This window comes from Streptomyces sp. NPDC014006, from assembly GCF_043088925.1.
Taxonomy (GTDB): Bacteria; Actinomycetota; Actinomycetes; order Streptomycetales; family Streptomycetaceae; genus Streptomyces.
Genome location: NZ_JBICAJ010000046.1, coordinates 1 through 3,712, shown reverse-complemented (window position 1 = coordinate 3,712; position 3,712 = coordinate 1). Strand labels below are relative to the sequence as shown.

At 74.0% G+C, this 3,712-nt stretch carries 1 protein-coding gene; it reads right to left on the bottom strand.

Annotated features, from left to right (window positions below):
- Nucleotides 1-3,712 (bottom strand): SDR family NAD(P)-dependent oxidoreductase (locus ACF1GV_RS42460; RefSeq protein ID WP_391692514.1); only part of this gene is annotated, 3,712 nt, incomplete at both ends.

Sequence of the window (3,712 nt, the reverse complement as noted above, 5' to 3'; positions counted from 1 at the left end):
TCGAGCGCGGCGGCGAACACGGGGAAGGCCGCGTACAGTTCGCGTCCCATCCCGGCCCGCTGGCTGCCCTGCCCCGAGAACAGGAACGCCAACCGTCCCTGCGCACGGTCCACGGACCCTGTGAGGACCCGGCTGTCCGCCTCGCCCCGTGCGAGCGCGCCCAGCGCGTCGAGGAAGTCCGAGCGGTCCTCCGCGACCACGGCGGCACGGTGGTCCAGCGCCGCCCGCGTGGTGCCGAGCGAGAAGGCCACGTCGTCCATGGGGAGTTCGTGCCGAGCCGCGATGAACGTCCGCAGCCGCTCGGCCTGCGCCCGCAGGGCGTCCGTGCCCTGGCCGGAGACGACCCACGGCAACGGTCCGGGCTCGGCGTCGGACGCGTCGGCGACGGCCGGCTCCTCCTCGAAGTGCTCGATGACCGCGTGGGCGTTGGTGCCGCTCACGCCGAAGGACGACACACCGGCTCGGCGGGGCCGTCCGGTCTCCGGCCACTCGACCGCGTCCCGCAGCAGAGTCACCGCACCGGCGGACCAGTCGACGTGCGGAGTCGGCTCGTCCACGTGCAGCGTCCTCGGCAGCACTCCGTGACGCATCGCCATCACCATCTTGATGACTCCGGCCACGCCCGCCGCGGCCTGCGTGTGCCCGATGTTCGACTTCAGGGAGCCGAGCAGCAGCGGCCGGCCGGCCGGCCGGTCCTGGCCGTACGTGGCGATCAGCGCCTGCGCCTCGATCGGGTCGCCGAGCCGGGTGCCGGTGCCGTGCGCCTCGACGGCGTCGACGTCGGCGGCGGTCAGCCGGGCCCGGGCGAGCGCCTGGCGGATGACCCGCTCCTGCGAGGGGCCGTTGGGGGCGGTGAGGCCGTTGCTGGCGCCGTCCTGGTTGACCGCCGTACCGCGTACGACACCCAGGACCGGATGCCCGTTGCGCCGGGCGTCCGACAGCCGCTCCAGGAGCAGGACACCCGCGCCCTCGCCCCAGCTGGTGCCGTCGGCAGCCGCTGAAAAGGACTTGCTGCGGCCGTCGGGCGCGAGTCCGCGCTGCCGGCTGAACTCCACGAACGTCCCCGGCGAGGCCATCACGGTGACGCCGCCCGCGAGCGCGAGCGTGCACTCGCCGTCGCGCAGCGCCTGGACGGCCATGTGGAGGGCGACCAGCGAGGACGAGCAGGCCGTGTCGACCGTGACGGCCGGGCCCTCCAGACCAAGGGTGTACGCCACCCGGCCGGAGATCACGCTTGCCGCGGTGCCGGTGAGCAGGTATCCCTCGAATCCCTCGGGGGCCTCACTCATGCGCGGCCCGTAGTCGTCTTGCGACGCCACACCGACGAAGACGCCCGCCCGGCTGCCGGCCACCGACCGCGGATCCATCCCGGCCCGCTCGAACACCTCCCACGACGTCTCCAGCAGAAGGCGCTGCTGCGGGTCCATCGCCTGCGCCTCACGCGGCGAGATCCCGAAGAACTCGGCGTCGAACTCGGCGGCGTCGTACAGGAAACTGCCCTCCCGGACGTACGACGTGCCCGCACGCTCCGGATCGGGGTGGTAGAGCGCGTCGATGTTCCAGCCGCGGTCCGTGGGGAACACGGACACCGCGTCCCGGCCGTCGGTGACCAGCTGCCAGAGGTCCTCGGGCGAGCGCACACCACCGGGATAGCGGCAGGCCATGGACACGATGACGATCGGGTCGTCCTCGGCTGGGGCACCCACCGGCACCGGTAGCGCGGAGGCGGACTCCGCCGCGCCGGTCGCGTGCGTGTGCAGGAAGCGGGCCAGCGCCTGCGGCGTCGGATGGTTGAACACCAGCGTTGGCGGCAGCTTCAGACCGGTGACGGCGACGAGCCGGTTGCGCAGCTCGACCCCGGTCAGCGAGTCGACACCGATGTCCTTGAAAGCGTGCGAGGCGCTCACCGCGTCCGCCGACGCGTGCCCGAGCACGGCGGCGGCCTGCGTCCGCACCAGGTCCAGCAGCAACCGCTCGGCCTCGGCGTCGGAGAGGCCGGACAGGTTCTGCGCCGTCCACGTCCCGCCGTCGCCGCCCGGCTGGGCGCCGGACTCGGTCCGCAGATCCCGTACGTCTGCCAGGTCGGAGATCAGCGCGCTGGCACGGGCGGCGTTGTACGCCGGCACGAACCGGGCCCAGTCGATGTCGGCGACGGTCACCGTCGCCTCGCCGCGCCCGACGGCCTCTCCCAGCGCGGTGAGCGCCAGGTCCGGTGCCAGGGCCGGCAGCCCGCGCCGCCGCAACTGCTCGGCCATGTCGCCTGCCGCCATGCCGTCCGCGTCCCAGGGGCCCCAGGCCACGGAGGTGGCGGGCAGCCCAAGCGCGTGCCGCCGCTCGGCGAGCGCGTCCAAGTGGGCGTTGGCCGCACCGAAGTTCCCCTGCCCGGCCCGGCCCAGCGCGCCGACCACGGACGAGAACAGGATGAACGCGTCGAGGTCGAGGTGACGCGTGCACTCGTCGAGCAGCGCGGCGGCGGTGGCCTTCGGGCGCAGCACGTCATCGAGGCGCTCGGCGGTGAGCCGGTCGAGCACCGCGTCGTCGAGGACGCCCGCGGTGTGTACCACGGCGGTCAGTCCGGGGTGCTCGGCGATGAGAGTGCGTACGGCGTCGGGGTCGGTGACGTCGCAGGCGGTGAGGGTCACGGTGACTCCGAGCGCGGCGAGTTCGTCGCCGAGGGCGGTGGCTCCGGGGGCTTCGCCGCCGCGCCGGCCGGCGAGGACCAGGTGCTCGGCGCCGTGCTCGGCGGCCCAGCGCGCCACATGTGCGCCGAGCGCGCCGGTGCCGCCGGTGATGAGGACGGTGCCGCGTGGCTGCCAGGGCGTACCGCTGCCGCCTGCCGCCCGCGTCAGTCGGCGCGCGAGGACACCGGCCGCGCGGATCGCCACCTGGTCCTCACCGCCGGGCGCCGCGGTCAGTACGGCACGCAGGCGTGAGGCGCCGCGTTCGTCGAGCTGCTCCGGCAGATCGACGAGGCCGCCCCAACGGTCGGGGTGCTCCAGCGCGGCGACCCGGCCCAGGCCCCAGACCTGCGCCTGGGCGGGGCTGGTGAGGGGGTCGGAGCTGCCGGTGCCGACCGCGCCCTGGGTGACACACCAGAGCGGGGCTTGCACCCCGGCGTCCCCTAGCGCCTGGAAGAGAGCGAGCGCCGCCGCCCCCGGGGCCACGTCGTCGCCGCCCAGCGCGAGGAGGGACAGCACGCCGGTCACGGCAGTGTTGTCATCGCCCGAGCCTAAGGCGCCGGAAAGTCGCTCGGCGTAGCGCGCCCGGTCCGCCTCGGCCGGGTCCACCACGATCTGCCGACCGCGCACAGCACGGGTGACCGCGCCCACCAGCGCGTCGTCCTCCTGGCCGACGGGAACCACGACCAGCCAGGTACCGGCCGGTCCGGCCTGCGGATCGGCGACCGGCCTCCAGGTCACCCGGTACCACCAGTTGTCCACCGTCGACACACGATCCAGGCTCTTCCTCCAGGACGCGAGCGCCGCGAGCACCGTGCTGAGCGGTGCGTCCCCCTCGACCGAGAGCGTGCGGCCGAGCGACTCCCAGTCCTCGTTCTCGACGGCCTCCCAGAAGCGGGTGTCCGCAGTGTCGGGAGAGCCGGTCGCTCGGGGGTTGATCCAGTAGCGCTGGTGCTGGAAGGGGTAGGTGGGCAGGTCGATGTGTTGGCTGTTCCGAGGGATGGGCCAGTTGACGGGGTGGCCGTGGGTGTGGA